Annotated in this window: 17 protein-coding genes; 6 read left to right on the forward strand and 11 right to left on the reverse strand. The window is 71.1% G+C overall.

What is annotated here, in order from left to right:
• Nucleotides 1–128 precede the first annotated feature (128 nt).
• From ID574_RS07175 to ID574_RS07195, 5 genes are all read right to left on the reverse strand, one after another.
• Nucleotides 129–1190 carry a WD40/YVTN/BNR-like repeat-containing protein gene (locus ID574_RS07175; RefSeq protein WP_188187901.1) on the reverse strand — a complete coding sequence of 354 codons (1062 nt, stop codon included), beginning with the start codon at nucleotides 1188–1190 and terminating at the stop codon, nucleotides 129–131.
• Nucleotides 1191–1501: 311 nt separating this feature from the next.
• Entirely contained in the window at nucleotides 1502–2389 is an 888-nt protein-coding gene (locus ID574_RS07180; protein WP_188187902.1) for a D-alanyl-D-alanine carboxypeptidase family protein, read from the reverse strand.
• 97 nt (nucleotides 2390–2486) lie between these two features.
• Nucleotides 2487–3665, reverse strand: a complete 1179-nt coding sequence (locus tag ID574_RS07185) for a glycosyltransferase family 4 protein (RefSeq protein WP_188187903.1) — start codon at nucleotides 3663–3665, stop codon at nucleotides 2487–2489.
• Entirely contained in the window at nucleotides 3662–4219 is a 558-nt protein-coding gene (locus ID574_RS07190; protein WP_188187904.1) for a sulfotransferase, read from the reverse strand. The genes ID574_RS07185 and ID574_RS07190 overlap by 4 nt, the downstream gene beginning before the upstream one ends.
• 72 nt (nucleotides 4220–4291) lie before the next feature.
• Nucleotides 4292–4774, reverse strand: a complete 483-nt coding sequence (locus ID574_RS07195) for a MarR family winged helix-turn-helix transcriptional regulator (protein WP_188187905.1) — start codon at nucleotides 4772–4774, stop codon at nucleotides 4292–4294.
• Nucleotides 4775–4824: 50 nt separating this feature from the next.
• Here ID574_RS07195 and ID574_RS07200 point away from each other — a divergent pair, with 50 nt between their 5' ends.
• Together ID574_RS07200 and ID574_RS07205 are read left to right on the forward strand one after the other, a co-directional pair.
• On the forward strand, nucleotides 4825–5223 hold the full coding sequence (locus ID574_RS07200) for a nuclear transport factor 2 family protein (protein ID WP_223166442.1): 399 nt from the start codon (nucleotides 4825–4827) through the stop codon (nucleotides 5221–5223).
• A gap of 163 nt (nucleotides 5224–5386) precedes the next feature.
• Nucleotides 5387–6079, forward strand: coding sequence for a DUF6348 family protein (locus tag ID574_RS07205; RefSeq protein WP_188187907.1), 693 nt, complete (start codon nucleotides 5387–5389; stop codon nucleotides 6077–6079).
• A 351-nt stretch (nucleotides 6080–6430) separates the two neighbouring features.
• On the opposite strand, the gene ID574_RS07210 is transcribed toward ID574_RS07205, so the two are convergent.
• Genes ID574_RS07210 through ID574_RS07220 form a run of 3 tightly spaced genes read right to left on the reverse strand, consistent with a single transcriptional unit; the run spans nucleotide 6431 to nucleotide 9518 of the window.
• Complete coding sequence (locus ID574_RS07210; RefSeq protein WP_188187908.1) at nucleotides 6431–7270, reverse strand: carbohydrate ABC transporter permease; 840 nt, start codon at nucleotides 7268–7270, stop codon at nucleotides 6431–6433.
• Nucleotides 7267–8187: a carbohydrate ABC transporter permease gene (locus ID574_RS07215; RefSeq protein ID WP_223166443.1), complete on the reverse strand. Its 921-nt coding sequence runs from the start codon at nucleotides 8185–8187 to the stop codon at nucleotides 7267–7269. The genes ID574_RS07210 and ID574_RS07215 overlap by 4 nt, the downstream gene beginning before the upstream one ends.
• Complete coding sequence (locus ID574_RS07220; RefSeq protein ID WP_223166444.1) at nucleotides 8187–9518, reverse strand: extracellular solute-binding protein; 1332 nt, start codon at nucleotides 9516–9518, stop codon at nucleotides 8187–8189. Before ID574_RS07220 ends, ID574_RS07215 begins: the two co-directional genes overlap by 1 nt.
• Before the next feature lie 316 nt (nucleotides 9519–9834).
• Here ID574_RS07220 and arfA point away from each other — a divergent pair, with 316 nt between their 5' ends.
• A complete protein-coding gene (gene arfA, locus ID574_RS07225) occupies nucleotides 9835–11325 on the forward strand; it encodes an arabinosylfuranosidase ArfA (RefSeq protein WP_188187911.1) in 1491 nt (496 codons plus the stop codon).
• Between the two features lie 133 nt (nucleotides 11326–11458).
• Here arfA and ID574_RS07230 read toward each other — a convergent pair whose 3' ends face one another.
• From ID574_RS07230 to ID574_RS07240, 3 genes are all read right to left on the reverse strand, one after another.
• On the reverse strand, nucleotides 11459–12469 hold the full coding sequence (locus ID574_RS07230) for a LacI family DNA-binding transcriptional regulator (protein WP_442939235.1): 1011 nt from the start codon (nucleotides 12467–12469) through the stop codon (nucleotides 11459–11461).
• Nucleotides 12470–12534: 65 nt separating this feature from the next.
• The gene (locus tag ID574_RS07235) at nucleotides 12535–13485 is read right to left on the reverse strand and encodes an arabinan endo-1,5-alpha-L-arabinosidase (RefSeq protein ID WP_188187912.1); all 951 of its coding nucleotides are present in this window, start codon (nucleotides 13483–13485) and stop codon (nucleotides 12535–12537) included.
• On the reverse strand, nucleotides 13482–14942 hold the full coding sequence (locus ID574_RS07240) for a family 43 glycosylhydrolase (protein ID WP_188187913.1): 1461 nt from the start codon (nucleotides 14940–14942) through the stop codon (nucleotides 13482–13484). Before ID574_RS07240 ends, ID574_RS07235 begins: the two co-directional genes overlap by 4 nt.
• A gap of 113 nt (nucleotides 14943–15055) precedes the next feature.
• Between ID574_RS07240 and ID574_RS07245 the strand changes: the two genes are divergently transcribed.
• From ID574_RS07245 to ID574_RS07255, 3 genes are all read left to right on the forward strand, one after another.
• Nucleotides 15056–15610, forward strand: coding sequence for a YceI family protein (locus ID574_RS07245; protein WP_188187914.1), 555 nt, complete (start codon nucleotides 15056–15058; stop codon nucleotides 15608–15610).
• A gap of 79 nt (nucleotides 15611–15689) precedes the next feature.
• A complete protein-coding gene (locus ID574_RS07250; RefSeq protein WP_188187915.1) occupies nucleotides 15690–16640 on the forward strand; it encodes a metallophosphoesterase in 951 nt (316 codons plus the stop codon).
• 143 nt (nucleotides 16641–16783) lie between these two features.
• Nucleotides 16784–18130 carry an APC family permease gene (locus ID574_RS07255; protein WP_188187916.1) on the forward strand — a complete coding sequence of 449 codons (1347 nt, stop codon included), beginning with the start codon at nucleotides 16784–16786 and terminating at the stop codon, nucleotides 18128–18130.
• Nucleotides 18131–18200 lie beyond the last annotated feature (70 nt).

An 18200-nucleotide genomic window follows, 5' to 3' on the forward strand; every position in this document is an offset into this window, starting at 1 on the left:
GCGGCACGGTGACGGGTAGCCGGGTGGCGCGTGGTGGGTGGCGCGTGTCTGTGGCAGAGGCGGTGGCCGGTGCGGCGCGCCCGTAGCCGCCCGCCGCCCGTAGGCGCGCGGGGCGGGGGCGGGGCGGGCTACTTCAGGGTCAGGCGGGCGATGCGGCCCTGTTCGCCTGAGGCCCAGCAGGCGCCGTCTCGGGCGCACGACACCGTGTCGAACGAGCCACCGTCGAACGTCTCCCAGTGCCGCCCGCCCGAGTACGTCACATCGCTCCCGGACGGCCCCACCGCGAGGGCGGCGAAGGGTGGGAACGGCAGCCAGGTCACACCAGACCGGTACGCCGGCGGCGGCGTGGCGGCGGCCTGCCAGCTCGCTCCGCCGTCCCTGGTCACGGCGCCGGCGCTGGGCGACTGCTGGTCCGGGCGGTAGTCGCCGCCGACCGCGATGCCCCGGTGCCGGTCGCGGAAGGCGAGCCCGAAGACGCCCCGCGCCGGGTCCCCGGCCGGGATCGGCGTGTCGGCCACCGTCCACGTACGCCCGCGATCCCCCGAATGGAACACCCGCGACCGCTCGGCCCCGCCGCTGGCCAGCCACACGTCCCGGCCGCCCGCCGTGACCAGGCACTGCCCGCTCGCCGCGAACCCGGCTTCACCCGGCAGCGCGTCGGGCATGCCGTCGGCGGGGAGCACCCGCCAGCTCCGCCCGCCGTCCTCCGTGGCCAGGATCCGGAACCTGCCGTCCACCGGGTCGCTCATGGCCAGCCCGTGGCGCCCGTCGAAGAAGGCCAGGCAGTCGTAGAACGCCCGCGGCTCGTCGTTCCTGAAGGTCTCCGTCCAGGTGCGCCCGCCGTCCTCGGTGCGGTAGACCCGCGAGTTCGCGCCCTCGCCGATGGACAGGGCCACGGCGCGGCGCGCGTCGAACGCCTCGATGTCGCGGAACTGCAGGTCGGCCGTGCCGGGTGGCGAGACGTTCTGCCAGCTCCGCCCGCCGTCCACGGTCCTCAGCACCGTGCCGCCCGAGCCGGAGGCCCAGACCACGTCGCGGCTGACGGGCGACAGCCCTCGCAGGCGCGCGGTCACTCCGGTCTCCTTGAGCTCCCAGCCGAGCCGGAGCGGTCCGGCGTGGGCGGGGGACGGCGCCGCGGCCGCGAGGAGGAAGGTCGCTGACATCGCGCTCAACGCGATTCGAAGCTTCATGTCGGGCAAACTAATCCAAAGGATCAACGCCGTCCATGGCATGAAATTTCGGGCGGGCGAATCTGGCGCCGCGTGGCCGGATCGGGTCGATCCGGCATCACCGCTCCCCGGGCGCCGCGGCGCGGCCGCGCGCGCGATCGCCGCGATCTTCGCGGGCGCTGACGCCGTTCGTGGCCACGGCCCTGTCCGGGAGGAGGGGACGCCATGGCCGCTGGTGGAGGCGTGGGACAGCGCCGGGCGGCGAGTGATTGTGCCGGGGCAGCACGCGGCAGCGCCGGGTGGCGTGCGGTAGCGTCCGGCCGGGCCGCGTGTCAGGCGGACTGGCGGGCGGCGCCCCAGTCCAGGAGCGCCTCGGCCGTGCTGAAGCGGCGGCTCGAAACCGACTCGCCGAGCAGCACGCCGACCAGCCGCCGCCCGTCCCGCTCGCCCGCGAACGCCAGGCAGTACCCGGCCGCCCGCGTGAACCCTGTCTTCAGCCCGATGGCGCCCGGCGTGCCGAGGAGCCGGTTGGTGTTGCGCCAGCTGTATGAGCCGTGCTCGCCGCTCGCGTCGAGCGAGTGGTACCGGGTCCCGGCCGCCTCGGCGATCAACGGATGCTGCAGCGCCTTGGCGGCCAGCACGGCCTGGTCGCGGGCGGTGGAGTAGCCGTCGCTGCCCGGCATGGGCAGGCCGTCGGCGTTGACGTACTGGGTGTCGTTCATGTCCAGCTCGCGGGCGGTCGCGTTCATCTTGGCGACGAAGCCGTCGACGCCGGGGCCGTACGTGCGGGCCAGGGCGTGGGCCGCGTCGGCGCCCGAGGGCAGCATCAGGCCGTACAGGAGCTCTCCGACCGTGAGGCGGTCCCCGGCGCGCAGGTCGGCGGTGGTGCCGCCGCCGTCCTCGGCGTACGCGACGTCCGCGGGCGCGATCTCGACCACGTCCGTCGGCTTGGCGGTCTTCAGCACGACATAGGCCGTCATCGTCTTGGTGAGGCTGGCGATCGGCATGCGTTCGCCGCCTGCCTCGTCGAAAAGCGCCTCGCCCGAGGAGGCGTCGATCAGGTAGGCCGCCCGCGCGTACACCGTGGGCGCGTCGGGGGCGGCAGGGGCGGCGACGGTGGCGAGCGGAGCCGGCACGTCCGCGTACGCGGGCGCCCCGAGCCCCGTGACCAGGGCAAGGGCACCGGTCAGGACGGCGAGACGGGCTTTCCGATTACGCATGCGTCCCAGGCTGCCGCGAACTTTGTGGTGGTTTTGCCGGAAATGGGGTTTGTGTCGGGTAAATCTTTTTCTGGGTGCTATTCAGCGCGCCACGCTTTCACCGGGCGCTCCAGAAATTGTCGATCACCCGTTCTCCCTCAAGCAGCTCGGAGAACAAATCCTCCCACAACGGCATCACGAGCTCCGGCGCGTACGCCCGCGACGTCTTCACCGCCTGCCTGCCCATCCGCACCCTCAGTTGCCGGTCCGCGACGACCCGCTTCAGCGCGGCCGCCAGCGCGTCCACGTCCCTGGGTGGCACGAGCACCCCGTCCACGCCGTCGGTCAGCACGTCGCCCGGCCCGGTCGGGCAGTCGAACGCCACCACCGGCAGCCCGTGCGTCATGGCCTCGATCATCACCATGGGCAGGCCCTCGAAGCGCGAGCTCAGCGCGTACACGGAGGCCTCGGTCAGCTCCCGGTCCAGCTGGTCGGTACGCCCGGGCAACGCCACGTGCCCGCCCAGCCCGTACTGCTCGACGAGCCCGGCCAGCTCGCCCCGGCGCGGCCCGGTGCCGAAGATGCGCAGCCGCCACTCCGGATGCTCCGCCACCACCTGCGCGAAGGCCTGGATCAGCAGGTCGAACCCCTTCTGCGGCACCAGCCGGCCGGCCGCCACCACGACGGGATCGACCTGCCGGGAACGTTCCTGATCGACCTTGTGCAGGGCGTTCGGGATCTGCACGATCGGGGTGCGGGGCAGGAGCCGCTGGTATTCGAGCCGGTTCGTGCGCGTCAGCACCGTGACCGCGTCGAGCCGCCCGTAGTGGCGGGCGATCTCCCTGCGGATGGTCTCGGGGTAGGCCGACAGGTTCATGTGCTCCTGGGCGACCCTGATGACGCTCCTGGGCGTGCGGCGGGCCGAGATCAGGTTCAGCGCGGGCCGGGTGGTGACGAGGACGCCGTCACGCAGCTTGGCGCAGTAGTCCATCGCCGCCCACTCCACGCGCTCGGTGAAGTAGCCGGCCGCGAACTCGCCGCGCGGCACGACCTTCCCGCGTACCCGGCGCCAGACCCTGCGCCCGAACGAGTCGGGCCGCCGGCCGGCGCGCTGGTCCACCAGCGTGGTGATCGTGACGCGCGGGTCCAGGGTGAACCGGGGCCTGTCGCGCCGCCGTACCACGCTGACCAGCTCGACGTCGTGTCCCGCCGCGGCCATCGCGTTCGCCTGGTTGACGACCGTGCGGACGGTGCCGCCCATGCCGTACGCGTGCAGCATGAGATAGCGGATCTTCACCTGACGTACCCCCAGGTCCGGGAAATGGGCTTCAGCGCCTCCGGGATCTGGTCCTCGCGGCGAGCATGTCCGGCTCTCGCGGGTGACCCGCTCCGGCTCGGCGCTGAGGCCTTCCTGGCGCGCTGGACGGCCTTCATGTAACGCAGCGCGTCCAGCGCGGCCTCCTCGGGCGTGCGCTTGTCCGGGCCGGCCTCGTGCCAGGACGTGGCGATCGAGGCGGGATGGCGGAGCAGGAAGAGGAAGCGGGCGTGCCCGAGCGCCGCCGTCGCCTTCGCGGCCAGTCCGGTGTTGAGGTGCACCCGCAGCCGCCGGATGTGCAGCTCATGGGGGGCGTGCAGGGCCGAGTGGGCGTTGAGTATCGACCGCAGGAGCGTCGAGCCGGACCGCACGGGAGACAGGAGGAACACGGGTGCTTCGAGCAGCCGGTCGGTTAGCGGATCCGCGGGCCGTCTGATCTCGGGGACGGGCGCGGGCGGCGGCTCTTTCCCGACCCTTTCGATCTGGAATCCGGTGAACCTGACCAGCGCTTTGTTGACCTTGCGCTGCCAGTTCATGCCGAGGCAGCGTACCGTCACTTCCTGGCAATTGCCTGGCAACCGGCCTGGCCGGCATGCGAGCCGGCCGCGCTAGCGGGGCGGCCTGACCTCGCGGTGGCGCACGGCCGGCGTGCCGCCCAGCTCGTCCAGGAGGTCCGCGAGCAGCGCCCGGCACTCCTCCAGCCGCCGCTCGCCGCCGCGCTCGGCCAGCCGCGACTCCAGCGCCTCGCGGGCCCGCCGGGCCGCCGCCACCGCCTCGCGGCCCCGCGCGGTCAGGTGCACCCGGCGGATCCGGGCGTCGCGCGGGTCGGCCAGGCGCTGCACGTAGCCGAGGCGTTCGAGCTCGGCCACGCTCTTGGACGCCGCCTGCTGCGTCACGCCCAGCTTCGGGGCCAGGTCGCCCACGGTGGGGCCGGCGTCGTCGACGAGGTGCTGGAAGACGTACCCGTGAGCGAACCTCAGGCCGGAGAAGCCCTGCTCCGCCAGGCTCTCCTGCACGACGGAGGCGGCCGCGAAGCCGACGAAGAGTGCCAGCGTCCCGGTGTCCAGGTCGCCGGGTCGGACAGGATGCATGACGCCATTCTGCAGTTGACAACCATAGTTGTACAACTATGGTTGTGAATATGACGGACCTCCAGCAGCACCCCAACGTGGACCTCGCCGTCCGCTACCACGAGGCGGTGTCCCGGGGCGAGAGCCCCGAGCCGTACTTCCACGAGGACGCCGTGCAACGCGAGCTGCCCAACGCGCTCTTCCCCGAAGGCGCCGTACGCGACCTCGACGGCCTTCGCGCCGCGGCGGAACGCGGCCGCACGACCATCAGCGACCAGCGCTTCAAGGTGCTCAACGCGGTCGCGGCCGGCGACCGGGTCGCCCTCGAGGTGCTCTGGAGCGGCACGCTCGCCGTCCCGCTGGGCGACCTGCCGGCCGGTCACACCCTGCGCGCGCACATCGGGACGTTCCTGGAGTTCCGCGACGGGAAGATCGCGGCCCAGCGCAACTACGACTGCTACGAGCGCTGACCCTTCGCTGACTCCCGCCACGCCGTCCGGAGCCGGACCTTCTGGTGATCAACCCGGCTAAGATCGAGGAGTGCCGGGCGTTCCACGCCTCCCTCGGCCTGGCCTGCGTGCGGAGCGGCACGTCGGCGGAGTGCGGGCGCGGCAGTGGCGAGGGGAGAGCGGCATGGACGAGGCGCGGCTGCCGGACGAGACGGTCCTCGGCATGCTGGCCGACCGGCTGTCGGCCGCGGCGGGCGAGCCCTGGCAGGTCCGGGACGGTCTCGTCAAGGGCCCGGGCACGGTCGCCGTCGTCCTGCGCGACGACCACACCGGCAGTCCCGGTCACCTCGACCTCGACGTCGTGCTCGACGTCGACGGCCCGGAGGACACCACGATCCCCGACTGCGTCTCCGGCTACGGCGCCACCGCGGAGGAGGCCGTCGACCGCGCCATCCAGACGTGGCTCGACACCACCGGGAGCACGATCCTGGAGCTTCTCGTCCAGGACGGCTCGTTCGCCGGCCACTTCGGCCCCGACCACCCCGACGGCTTCCCCGGCTGGCACGCCATCCACGGCGCCGTCACCGGCTGGGGCACCGGCGACGACCACGACGTCGTGCAGCAGTGGGCCGTCCAGCACGTGCTCCTCCCGCACCTGGCCCCCGCGCTGAAGGGCACCTTCCACCGCGACCACCTGATCGGCGTCAAGGCCTTCTTCGGCGGCGGCGAGGGGAGCGAGACCGCCGAGATCCGGGTCGACGGCGACCACCACGAGGCCGGATCACGCGTCCTGGCCGACCTGGACTGGCCCCGCCCGGCGTCCGGCGTGTCCTACGCCCGCACGTTCGTGCTGCTCGTGCACCACGAGACCGGCTAGCCCCGTGTCCGCACGGCCCGCCCCGTCGCAGGCCGCCCCCATGGAGTCGCCCACCCGCCCCCTCTTTCCCCGGGAAAGACCTCCGCCGAGGTGCGCTTCCCCAAGAGGGCGCGCTGCCCTGGTGGCCGGCGATCCGCCGCCGGGCGGCCGAGCGGGCCCGCGCGGGTGGTCAGGGGTGGAGGGGACCCGGTGCGGGAGGCTCTTCGCCGGAGAGCAGGGCGGCGGGGGCGGCTCGCATGAGCCAGGATCTCACCGCGACGCAGCGGACGCTCTGGCGGCCATCGCCGCGGGAACTAGGGAGGCGTCCCTGGTGGGCGAGAGGAGCCGGCCGCCGATCCGGACCCATGAGCGTCACTGGCCGGCCAGGCCGGTGTGGGCGACGCCGCGGACGATCTGCCGCTGGAACAGCACGAACACCACCAGCAGCGGCAGCCCGGCCAGCACCACGGAGGCCATGATCTGGGCGTAGCGCAGGCCGAAGGTGCCCTGGACGACGTTCGCCAGCCCCACCGGCAGCGTCATCGTGTTCGGGTCGGTGGAGACCAGGAACGGCCAGAGGAAGTTGTTCCAGGTGGTGATGAACGTGAAGATCGACACCGCCGCGAGCACGGGACGCGACAGCGGCAGCACGATGGTGAAGAACACCCGCCAGCGCCCCGCCCCGTCCACGAACGCCGCCTGCTCCAGCTCGGGCGGCACGTCCTGGAAGAACTTGTACAGGATGTAGACGATCAGCGGCGCGGCCACCTGCGGCAGGATGATCGCCCACCAGGTGTCGACCAGGCCGAGCGCGACCATCTCCGCGAACAGCGGCGCGATCAGCACCTGCGGCGGCACCATGATCCCGGCCAGGATGAGCGCCAGCAGCGCCCGCTGGCCGCGGAACTGCGTGCGCGCGAACCCGTAGGCCGCCATCGCCGAGAACAACACGGTCAGGAACGTGACGATCACCGCCGTGACCGTCGAGTTGATCGCCCACTTGACGATGCCGCCGGTCTCCAGGACCAGCCGGTAGGAGTCCAGGGTGATCTCGCTGGCGAACCACTGCAGCGGGATCTTGGTGGTCTCGTCCTCGGGCTTGAGCGAGGTGGCCACGGCCCAGGCGATGGGCGCCAGCCAGATGGCCGCCAGCACCAGCGCCACCGCCAGCAGGACGAGCTGGCTGAAGCTGAGGCTGAACCGCTTGGTCATGACGAGCCCTCCGCGCGCTTGCGGAACAGCCGGAGCTGTGCCAGGGAGACGATGACGATGATGGCGAACAGGATGTACGACACGGCCGAGGCGTAGCCGATGCGGTAGCCGGTGAAGCCGACGTCGTAGGCGTACTCGATGATGGGTCTGGTGCTGTCCTCGGGGCCGCCGCCGGTCATGAGGTAGATCTGGTCGAAGACCTTCAGCGACGCCAGCAGCTGCAGCACGATGATCAGGGCGGTCGTGCGGCTGAGCATCGGCAGCGTGATCGAGCGCAGCTTGTCCCAGGCGTTGGCGCCGTCGATGGCGGCGGCCTCGTACAGGTGCTGCGGGATCGACTGCAGCGCGGCCAGGTAGAGCAGGAAGTTGAAGCCGACCGTCCACCAGACGGTGGTCATCACCACCGACCACATGGCCATCGACGGGTCGCCGAGCCACAGGACGTCAGTGCCGAGCGTGCCGTTGATCAGGCCGTAGTCGGGCGGGTAGATCATCTGCAGCCACAAGATCGACACGACGGCCGACGGCAGCAGGAACGGGCCGAAGAACGACAGCCGCCACAGCCATTGCACGAACCGCAGGTGGTGCACCAGCAGGGCGAACGCCAGGCCGAGCAGCACCAGCGGGACCGTGCTCAGCACGGTGAAGACCAGCGTGTTCCACAGCGAGCGCCACATGCGGGGGTCGGCGAACGCCTCGGCGTAGTTGTCGAAGCCGACGAAGTCGTCGTTGGTGCCGGCGATGTTGACGCTCGACAGGCTCATCCGCAGGCCGAGCAGCGTCGGCCAGACCAGGAAGGCCACGTAGATCACCAGGAACGGCGCGACGAACAGCAGCCCGTGCTGCGTCCAGCCGCGCTTGACCTTGGCCTCGGCGACGGGGGCGGTGGCCGCGGGGGCGGCGACGGTGGTCGTCATCATCGCTCCTGGGCGGGGAAGGGGTTCGGGGCGGACAGCAGCCGGTTCAGCGACGCCTTGGCGGCGGCCAGGCCCTCCTCCGGCGTGCGCTCGCCGCTGATGACCGGGGAGAACGCCTCGCCGAACTCGATCCACATCCGGGAGGCCGAGCCGGTGAACCAGACCTGGGGATCGAGCGCGACCTCGGTGATGACCGAGCGGTACTCCGACTGGGGCTGCAGCGCGAGGTAGTCGGGTTCCTCCAGCGCGGGCAGGTACGCGGGCACGTGCCCGGCGACCGCCCAGTCGGCGCTGTTCTTGACGATGCCGGCGATGAAGCGGTAGGTCGCCCGCTCGACCTCGGGGTCCCGGTCGCGCTGGTGCGGAAGCACGAACGCGTGGCAGTCGGCCTGCGCCGCGCCGGTGCCGAAGACGTTGGGGAAGCGGGTCATGTTGAACGGGGTCTTGCGTTCCTTGAGCCCGGTGGTCTCCCAGTCGCCGTTCCAGAGGAAGGCGGCCTGGCCGTTGGTGAAGTTGGCGACGGAGGCGCCGTAGTCGGTGCGCCAGTCGCACAGTCCTTCCTTGCCGAGCTGGGCCATGAGCCGCAGTGCCTGGAGCGCCTTGGCGTCGTCGATCGTGATCTGGGTGCCGTCGTCCGACAGCAGGGTGCCGCCGCTCTGCGGATACAGCGAATACCACACGCGCCAGGGGCCCACCGTGCCGAGCCCGAGCGCGTCGAACGCCAGCGGCGGCTTGCCGCCCATCGCGTCCTTGGCCTTGCGCAGCATTGCCAGCAGCTGGTCGACGCCCGTGGTGGGCAGCAGCTTGCCGTCCGGGCCGAGCAGCCCGGCCTTGCCGCAGATCTCGGTGTTGTAGTACTGGACCATCGGGTGGGCGTCGAACGGGATCGCGTACAACACGCCGTCGAGGTGGGCGCGCTCCCAGATCGGCGGGCTGAAGTCGGCGCCCCGCAGGCCCACCTCCTCCAGCAGCTTCACGTTGATGGGGTCGAGGATCGCCCCGGCGCCGATGCCGGCCAGCCGGGCGAGGTGGAAGGTCGCCAGGTCGGGCGAGCGTCCGCCGGAGCCCGCCATCGCGATCTTGGTGTAGTACGGCTCTCCCCAGGCCAGGACGTTTTCCTCGACGAAGATGTCGGGGTTGTCCTTGGCGAACGCCTTGACCATCTGGTTCATGATGATGCCGTCGCTCGCGCCGAGGAAATGCCAGTACTGGACGCGGGTCTGGGACGAGCCGAGCCCGACCGGGATGGCGCAGCCCGTGGCGGCGGCTCCGGCGAGTGCCAGGCTGCCGCCCAGAAGGGTCCGGCGGGTTATATGGGGGGGACCTTGCACAGTGGCCTCTTCCTTCACCGAGCCGTTGCTTGCTTGGCCGTGATCTCGCGGAAGGTGTTCTCGTCAACAGTCGAGGGGTCGTGGCTGCCACAGGACGGTAGGGCCCCGCGGCGGGGCGGACCTTCGGGGAGTGCGCCAGGCCGCCGTGCCGACCCTGGGTGTTTCGTTCGGGTTACCCGAGTGTTAGCGGTAACACCAACCCTGTCAACCCCTGGTGTCACGATGCCTTTTCGCGATTCCCGACCTTGACCAGCCCTGCTGATAGCGCTAACAATCTGGAGCGACGTAACGCCCGCGAAACCCAGGAGCCACCTCCGTGCATCAGGCCAAACTCACGATCGATCCCGCGTTCAAGGTCGCTCCGGTGCGCCGGCGCACCTTCGGCACGTTCGTCGAACACCTCGGGCGCTGCGTCTACACAGGCATCTACGAGCCGGATCACCCCACCGCCGACGAGGACGGCTTCCGCCGCGACGTGCTGGAGCTGACGAGGGAGCTCGGCATCTCCACGGTCCGCTACCCCGGCGGCAACTTCGTCTCCGGCTACCGCTGGGAGGACGGCATCGGTCCCAAGGACCAGCGCCCGCGCCGCCTCGACCTGGCCTGGCACAGCACCGAGACGAACGAGATCGGCGTCGACGAGTTCGTCCGCTGGTGCCGCAAGGCCGACGCCGAGCCCATGATGGCGGTCAACCTCGGCACGCGCGGCATCGAGGCGGCCCTCGACCTGCTGGAATACTGCAACCACCCCTCCGGCACCACGCTGTCCGACCTGCGCGTCGCCAACGGCGCCAAGGAGCCGCACGCCATCAGGATGTGGTGCCTCGGCAACGAGATGGACGGCCCCTGGCAGACCGGGCACAAGACCGCCCGCGAGTACGGCCGGCTCGCCGCCGAGACCGCCCGCGCCATGCGCATGATCGATCCGGGCCTGGAGCTCGTCGCCTGCGGCAGCTCGGGCTCCGGCATGGCCACCTTCGGCGCGTGGGAGGCCGAGGTGCTGGAGGAGACCTACGACCTGGTCGACTACATCTCCTGCCACGCGTACTACGAGGAGAAGGACGGTGACCTCGGCAGCTTCCTGGCCTGCTCGACCAACATGGAGTACTTCATCCGCTCGGTCGTCGCCACCGCCGACCACGTCGGCGCCCGGCTGAAGTCGCGCAAGCGGATCGACATCTCCTTCGACGAGTGGAACATCTGGTACCTCTCCCACCATCAGAACGCCGAGCCCCGCACCGACTGGCCGGTCGCGCCGCCGCTGCTGGAGGACCACTACCATCTGGCCGACGCGGTGGCGTTCGGCGGCCTGCTCATCACGCTGCTGCGCAACAGCGACCGGGTCACCGCCGCCTCGCTGGCTCAGCTCGTCAACGTGATCGCGCCGATCATGACCGAGCCCGGCGGGCGGGCGTGGAAGCAGACCACGTTCCACCCGTTCGCGCAGGCGTCCCGGTACGCCGCGGGCGACGTGCTGCGGATCGAGCCGGTCTCCCCGTCGTACGAGACGGCCGACTACGGCGACGTGCCGCTGCTGGACGCGGTGGCCACCCACTCGGCGGAGGGCACGACGCTGTTCGCCGTCAACCGCTCGACCGACGGGCCGCTCTCCCTGGAGATCGACGCCCGCGCGCTGGGCGGCAAGCGGATCGTCGAGGCCACCACGCTCACGGACGCCGACGTCTACGCCCGCAACACGGCCGACGATCCCGACCGGATCGCGCCCCGGCCGAACCCGGACGTCGAGCACGACCCCATGCGGGTCCTGCTCCCGCCGGTCTCCTGGAACGTGATCAGGCTCGCCTAGCCTCCACCGGGGCGGCGCCTGCGGAAGATCCGGCCACCATGGAGCCGCCCCGACACGTCCCCTCCTTCCCCCGAGAGGACGTCCGGCTGAGGGAGGAGCGGAAGGGCAGTCGTGACAAGGCGCGGAATCGGAGCTAGTGGCGGGCGGCGGTGCTCTCGCGGACGATGAGCTCCGGCTCCACCAGCCGCCGCGCCTCCGGCTCGGCGCCCGCCATCCGGTCCAGCAGCATGTGGAAGGCGTACCGGCCGACCTCGCCGAAGTCCTGCCGCACGGTCGTCAGCGGCGGCCAGAAGTACGCGGCCTCGGGAACGTCGTCGAACCCGGCCACGCTCACGTCCTCGGGAACGCGCCGCCCCGCCTCGCGCAGTGCCCGCAGCACGCCGAGCGCCATCTGGTCGTTGGCCACGAACACGGCGGTGACCGCGGGATCGGCGGAGAGCCGGTGACCGAGCTGGTAGCCGGAGCGCGCGCTCCAGTCGCCCCGCAGGATCTCCGGCACCGGCCGGCCGGCCGGCTCCAGCACCTCGCGCCACCCCTCGATGCGGCCATTGGCGTCGAGCCAGTCGGCCGGCCCCGCCACATGCCAGACGGTCTCGTGGCCGAGGCTGAGCAGGTGTCTGGTCGCGCGCGCGGCGCCGGCGCGCTGGTCGACCTTGGCCACGGGCACGGGGATGTCGTCGCCCGCGTCCACCGCGACCACCGGCATCTCGGGCGGCAGGTGGCGCAGGCCGTCGGCGGCGGACTCGTGGGGCGCGACGATGATCACGCCGTCCACGGCCTGGGCGCGCAGCCGCTGCACGCCCTCCTCCATCGACCTGCGGCTGAGCGAGGGAAGGCTGGCGATGCTGACGTTGTAGCCGGCGTGCCTGGCGGCCTGCTCGATGCAGTAGAGCGTGGAGGCCGGGCCGTAGAGCGTGGTGTCGATGCTGACCACGCCCAGCACGCCGGAGCGGCCGGTGACGAGCTGGCGGGCGGCCTGGTTGGGCCGGTAGTCGAGCTCCTTGACGGCGGCCAGCACCCGGGCCCTGGTCTCGGCCCGGACGCGTTCGGGCGCGTTGAGGACGCGCGAGACGGTCATGGTGGACACGCCCGCGAGCACGGCGACGTCCATGAGCACCGCAGGCCTGCCCGCCCTGGATTTCACCGCGGCTCACCCCCTCGGCGGTAACGGTAACAGGCCGAGGGGGCGGGCGCGCGATCTTATTGTCCTCAATGGAGGTAGGGCCATCCGGCGGAGTCGTAGCCGAGGTGGTTGATGCCCAGCCGGGCGCGGCCGTCGTCGCCGTAGTAGTGGTAGAACAGCTGGTCGCCGTCGGAGTCGGCGAGCACAGCCTGGTGCCCGGGCCCGTGGACGCTCCCGTGCCCGGCGAGGATCTCGGTGCCGCCGCCGGCGGTCATCGCGCGGCCCGCGCGGTCGACGTACGGGCCGGTGACGGCGGCCGAGCGGCCCACCATGACGCGGTACGTGCTGGCGGCGCCCTGGCAGCAGGCGTCCCAGGAGACGTACAGGTAGTAGTACGCGCCGCGCTTGACGATGAACGGCGCCTCGATCGCGGTCGTGCCGCCGCTGCGGCGGGCGAGGTCGTACACGGCGGTGCCGGAGCGCAGGCCCGTGTTCGGGTCGAGCGGGATGAGCTTCAGCCCCGTCCAGAACGAGCCGAAGCTCAGCCACCACCTGCCCCGGTCGTCCACGATCAGGTTGGGGTCGATCGCGTTGTACGTGCTCGACGTGCTCGTGCTGATCACCAGGCCGCGGTTCGTCCACGCCCCGGACGCGCCGGTCGTGCTCGTGGCCAGGAAGATCGCGGAGTTGTTCGAGCCGAAGGTGGAGGCGGAGTAGTACAGGTAGTACGTGCCGTTGCGGTAGGAGATGTCCGGCGCCCACAGGTTGGCGCTGCCGCCCGTGTACGCCCGCGTCCACGGCGCGCCCGACGGGAACACCACGCCCGCGTTGCTCCACGCGGTGCGGTCGGCGGAGGTCTTGAGCGCGATGTTGTCACCGGTGTGGGCGAGGAGGTAGCCGCCGTTCGGCCGCTTCACCACCGTCGGGTCGTGGACGAAGATGCTGCCGGTGACGGGGAGCGGGTTCGGGTAGGCGGCCGCCATCGCCGTGCAGGCGAGGATCAGGGCGGCGGCCAGGGCTCGTTTCCAGATGCTCATGCCGGCCTCACAGACCATTGTTGGCAGGTGTTGTCGAGCCAGCTCCACAGGCGCACGTCCGTGCCGTCCCCGGTGCCGCAGTTCGCCACGTCGGCGACCTTCCCGGTGGCGGCGTTCATCAGGCGGACCCAGCCGCCCGTGGCGGTGTAGACGAGCCTGAAACGCTGGCAGGTGTTGTTGAGCCAGCTCCACTGGCGGATGTCGGTCCCGTCGGCGGAGGCGCAGTCGGCGACGTCGGCGACCTTGCCGGTGGCGGCGTTCACCAGGCGGCTGGTGTCGTCGGCCTGGTCCTCGATGCGCCAGCGCTGGTTGGCGCCGCCGTTGCAGGTCCACTGCTGGATGTTCGCGCCGTCGGCCGTGGCGCCGCCGGCCACCTCCAGGCACTTGCCGCTGTTGCGGTTGACGATGGTGTACGCGCTCGGCGTCGCGGCGGTCTCACCGGCGGGCGCGGGGAGGCTCGTGCCGGTCGCGACCGGGGTGCCGAAGTTCGGCGTGCCGTCGGAGTTCCAGGTGAACCGCTGGGCGCGGGTCGTGCGGTTGTTGTCGCAGCCGCCGGAGGAGGAGCTGTTGGCATGGTAGACGATCCAGGTCTCGCTGCCGTTCGGCGAGGTGAAGAAGCCGTTGTGGCCGGGGCCGTACACGTTGCCCGACCGCTGGAACACCGGCGTCGGCTTCTTCACCCACGACGAGGCGCTGAGCGGGTCGCCGCCGTTGTAGGTGAGCTGCCCCAGCTTGTAGTCCGGCCCCCAGCAGGCGCTCGCCGAGTAGATCACGAACGTCTGCCCGCCGCGCTGCAGCGCCACCGGCCCCTCGTTCACCGTGCCGCCCTGGGTCTCCCAGCTGTGCGCAGGGCTGGAGATCCGGCTGAACGTGCTTCCGCTGATCGTGTACGGGTTGCTCATCGGCGCGATCACCAGGCTCTGCGCGCTCCCGCCGATGAACCCGCTGCCGAGCAGGTAGAGCCGGCCGTTGAGGGTCATCGGGCTGGCGTCGATCAGCCAGCCGCCGGGGGTCAGGTTGGAGCCGGTGAGCATGGCGCGGTACGTGTACGGACCGAGCGGGTCGCTGCCCGCGCTCTCCAGCACGTGCGTGCGCTGGCTGTCACAGCAGGCCGCGCCGACCGCGCCCGCCGAGTAGTAGATGTACCAGCGGCCGTTGAACTGGTGCATCTCCGGTGCCCAGAAGTTGGTGCCCCGCGAGGCGGTGGTGTCCTGCCAGACCTGGACGCTCGGGGCGGTGGGAAGCCCTTGGAGGGTGGGCGACTTGCGGACGACCAGCGTGTTCGTGAACGACGTGTTGATGAGGTAGTAGTTGCCGTCGTAGTACGTCAGCCAGGGGTCGGCGCCCTTCTGGGACTTGAGCGGGTTAGTGTAGGAGGTGGCTGCCGAGGCGGGTCCCGTACCGGGGACCAGGGCTAAGAGCAGCAGCGCCAGAGCGGCCAGGACTCTTCTGATCATCGTCGAGCTCCTTGGTAGCGCTAACATTCCACGGCGGGATTCCGCGCATTGTTAGCGCTCATGTCAAGAGTGTCAATGGACCCTGAACGTTTCAGCGCGGTTAGCCTGCTGAGATGGACCTACACGACGGCCGCTTCACGGCGGGACCGGAGACCGGCCGGCTGCTGATCAGGACGGGCCGCAGCGGGCTGGGGGCGAAGGCCGGCCACGACCTCACTCTCGAGGCGACCCGCTGGCAGGCGGACATCACCCTCGCCGGCGGCGACCCGGCCGCCTCCTCGGTGACCGTGTCGGTGGACCCGGAGTCGTTCGAGATCCGGCAGGCTACGGGCGGTGTGAAGCCGCTGACCGACGCCGACCGCGCGGAGATCCAGAAGAACGTGCGCGAGAAGATCCTGCATACCCGATCCCATCCAGAGATCACGTTCCGTTCGACCCGGATCGCCGGGAAGGCGGAATCGTTCAGCGTCGACGGTGACCTCACCCTGGCCGGGACGACCAGGCCGATCACCGTGAACGCCCGGCTGGAAGGTGATCGCGTCCAGGGGACGGCCACCGTCGTGCAGTCCCGATGGGGCATCCGGCCCTACTCGGCGCTCTTCGGCGCGCTCCGGCTCCGCGACGAGGTCGAGATCGAGTTCGACCTCCGGCTCGCCGCCACCCCTTGACGCGGCTCGCCTGCCGGTGTTCTCCTGGGCGTCGACTGGCCGTCATCGGCCGGTGACGGCAGGTTGCTGAGAATCGCGCATGCGTGAATCTCTGTTTCTGGCCGCCCTCATCTCAACGTCACTCGTCGTGCCGGCCGGCCCGGCGCACGCCGGCTCCGGGCCCGCCGTCACGTTCGCCCTGATCGGCGACACCCCGTACGGCGACGCCCAGCAGGCCGCCTTCCCGGGCCTGGTCGGGTCCATCGACGCGGACCCTGACGTGCGCTTCGTCCTGCACGCGGGCGACGTCAAGAACGGCTCTTCCACCTGCGACGACGCCCGCTTCGAGACGCTGGCCGGACTGTTCGGCACCTTCGACGACCCGTTCGTGCTGACTCCGGGCGACAACGAGTGGACCGACTGCCACCGCACCGCCGCCGGCGGCTACCTGCCCACCGAGCGGCTGGAGGCGGTCCGCCGCATCTTCTATCCCGTCGCGGGACGCACCCTCGGCGGGCATCCGATGGGCGTGCGGACCCAGGCCCGCGACCCCCGTCACCGCGACTACCGCGAGAACGTGCTCTTCACCCGCGGCCGCGTGGTCTTCGCCACGGTTCACGTGGTCGGCAGCGAGAACGACCTCGCTCCGTGGAGCCAGCTGCCCGGCGGCGACCGGCCGCAGGAGCGGCTGGCCGAGTTCGAAGCGCGCAAGGCCGCCGCGCTGGACTGGATCGACCACGCCTTCGCCGTCGCCGAGCGGACGCAGGCGCCGGGGGTCCTGCTGCTGATGCAGGCCGAGCCCACGGACACGCCGGGATTCGCCGAGATCAGGGCCCGCATCGCTGAGCGGGCGCGGGCGTACGGCAAGCCGGTCGTGCTCGCGCACGGCGACGAGCACGTCTACGAGGTGGAGCCCGGCTACGCCGGAGTGCCCAACCTGACCCGCCTGGAGACGTACGGCGACACCGCCGCCCACTGGCTCCGGGTCACCGCCGACCCCACGTCACCCACCGTCTTCTCGTGGCAGCCGCAAACCGTGAAGGCCGGCTGAGGACGCCGGCGGGAGCCGGTCAGCGGCGGCGTCCCGGCCGCCGGATCCGCCTGCCGCCAGGCCCCCGCCGGCCCCTGCGCAAGCCGGTATTTCCGGATTGTCTCGCCCGTGTCAGAAACGGTGACAGCGGGAACGAGAATCTCATGACGGCCCCCGAACCAGAAGCCGGCCAGGTCTCTCTCAAGCGGGCGATCGGCCCCAAGCTCCTCGTCCTGTTCATCATCGGCGACATCCTCGGGACCGGCGTCTACGCACTCAGCGGCACCGTGGCCGGGCAGGTCGGTGGCGCCCTGTGGCTGCCCTTCCTGTTCGGCTTCGTCATCGCGCTGCTGACCGCGATGTCCTACGTCGAACTGGTCACGAAGTATCCGCGGGCGGCCGGCGCGGCGCTCTACACGCAGCTGGCCTTCAAGAAGCCCTTCTTCACCTTCATGGTCGCGTTCACCGTGATGTCCTCCGGCCTCACCTCGGCCAGCGCGGCGGCCCGCGCGATCGGGGGAGACTACCTGGAGGCCTTCTTCACGCTGCCGACCTTGGTGGTGGCCATCATCTTCATCGTCGCCGTCGCGGCGCTCAACTACCGGGGCGTCTCGGAGTCGGTGAAGACCAACATCGTGTTCACGCTGATCGAGCTCACCGGCCTGCTGGTGATCGTCCTGATCGGCGTCTACACCGTGGTCACCGGCGGGGGCGAGCCCTCCAGGCTGACGGAGATCGACACCGAGCAGGCGGGCGGCCTGATGTACGCCCTGCTCGGCAGCACCGCGCTGGCCTTCTTCGCGTTCGTCGGGTTCGAGGACTCGGTGAACATGGCGGAGGAGACCAAGGACCCCTCGCGCAACTTCCCGAGGGCCATCTTCCTCGGGGTGGCGATCACCAGCACCGTCTACATCCTCGTGGCCATCACCTCCTCCCTCCTGGTCGAGCCCCGCGTCCTGGAGCAGTCGTCCGGCCCGCTGCTGGAGGTGGTGAAGGCGGGCGGGCTCAGCTTCCCGCCGCAGCTCTTCGCGGCGATCGCCATCTTCGCCGTCGCCAACTCGGCTCTGATCAACATGATGATGGCGTCCCGGCTCGTGTACGGCCTGGCCAACGAACGGGTCGTGCCGCGCGGCCTCGGCTGGGTCGACCCGCGCCGCCGCACTCCGGTGATCGGCATCCTCTTCACCACCGCGCTCGCCATCGGCCTCATCTCGACCGGCGGGATCGCGGGGCTCGGCGACACGACCGCGTTCCTGCTGCTGTGCGTCTTCACGGTCGTCAACGTGGCCGTCCTCGTGCTGCGCAAGGACAGGGTGGAGCACGCGCACTACCGGACGCCCACCGCGCTGCCGGTGATCGGCGCCGTGCTGGCCTTCATCCTGGCCAGCCCGCTGACCGGCCGCCCGGCCGAGGTCTACGTCCGGGCCGGCGTGCTCCTGGCCATCGGCGTGGCGCTGTGGGTGATCAACTGGCTGGTGATGCGCCGCCATACCCCGGCCCCGGCCGAGTGATCGTCAAGCGTCAGGCGGGCGGGCAACCAAAAGGCCCCCGCTTCCGGCAGGTGCCGTGAGCAGGGGCCTT

The organism is Nonomuraea sp. SYSU D8015 (assembly GCF_008065375.1).
GTDB lineage: Bacteria > Actinomycetota > Actinomycetes > Streptosporangiales > Streptosporangiaceae > Nonomuraea.